Annotated in this window: 1 protein-coding gene; it reads right to left on the reverse strand. The window is 40.5% G+C overall.

Going from position 1 to position 1,166, the window contains the following annotated elements; translation table 11 throughout:
* Positions 1-990 (reverse strand): IS4 family transposase (locus tag JMX89_RS12735; protein ID WP_201551732.1); only part of this gene is annotated, 990 nt, incomplete at its 3' end.
* Between the last annotated feature and the right edge of the window lie 176 nt (positions 991-1,166).

A 1,166-nucleotide genomic window follows, 5' to 3' on the forward strand; every position in this document is an offset into this window, starting at 1 on the left:
CCACCCGATTTTCATAGGTTTAGGGGTTAAAAAGCTAACTAACTGTCGAAATACAGTCTTATCATTGTTAAAGAACACCAAGTGAAGGCCCTCAATCAACACATCCAGGCCAAGCGCAAACAAACTGGCTTGAGGTCGAGCGTTTGACTTTAACTTGCGCTTTAACGGCTTATCTTTGTCTTTATAAATACCGACATGATAAGCCCAACAAAATGCTAAGGCGTTCACTGCGACTAATTTACTGACCCGATCAAGATGGGTTAAGTGGGTATCTTCAAGATTAAAGCCACGGCCCTTTAGACAAGCAAATAAAGTCTCAATCTCCCAACGCTTAGCATAGCTTGTCATCGCATCCACTGTTTCTAGTTGATTGGTGGCCACAATCACTAAACCATAGTCTTTATCACGCTTGGCAAATACTCGAACCAAACAACCATCGACAGTCAGTATTCGTCCATGTCGATATGTTTCTTGATGGCTAACATGGCGTAATAACTCTTTAATCTGTACCAACTTGCCATGATGATTCTTAACTTTACTGTTCTTCTTAATCCGTATGGCAAAGGGTATGTGATTATTGGTGAGCCAGTTAAACCATTTTTCGCCAACAAACTCTCTGTCTGCTACTATCATCTCAAGGTTATCTTTGCCAAATTGTTTGATAAACCGCTCAATAAGTTCACAGCGTTCAAGATGGTTTGTATTACCTCGCTTATCTAGCATTTGCCAGTATAAGGGGATGGCTATCCCTTTATATACCACCCCTAGCATAAAGATGTTGAGGTTACTTTTACCCCATTTCCAGTTGGTGCGGTCAATGGTTAAGGTGAGTTTGCCTAGCCCAAATAGTCGATATATCATTAAAGCCAGTTGATCGTAGTCTATCCTCGCTTCGGCAAAAAATCGCTGTAGTCTGCGATAGTGACTGTCGGTCTTGCCACCCTTAGGAAGGTGTCTTGCTATTTTTTTTAAGATTACTGCTTTGAGCAGTAATCAGGGCTATTATCATTAGGCTCAAACATGTGATTCTTGCCTTGTTCATACTCAGGTTTTGGGTTAAAGTTTCACTAAGTCTGTTAAAGTTTGGCATGGTCTGATTCGTCTTAAAAATTACTATTATGCCTTTGCTTTAACAGACTTTTTTGTTTTTTTGTCGTGTGCAGAGC

This window comes from Psychrobacter sp. DD43, from assembly GCF_904846555.1.
Taxonomy (GTDB): domain Bacteria; phylum Pseudomonadota; class Gammaproteobacteria; order Pseudomonadales; family Moraxellaceae; genus Psychrobacter; species Psychrobacter cryohalolentis.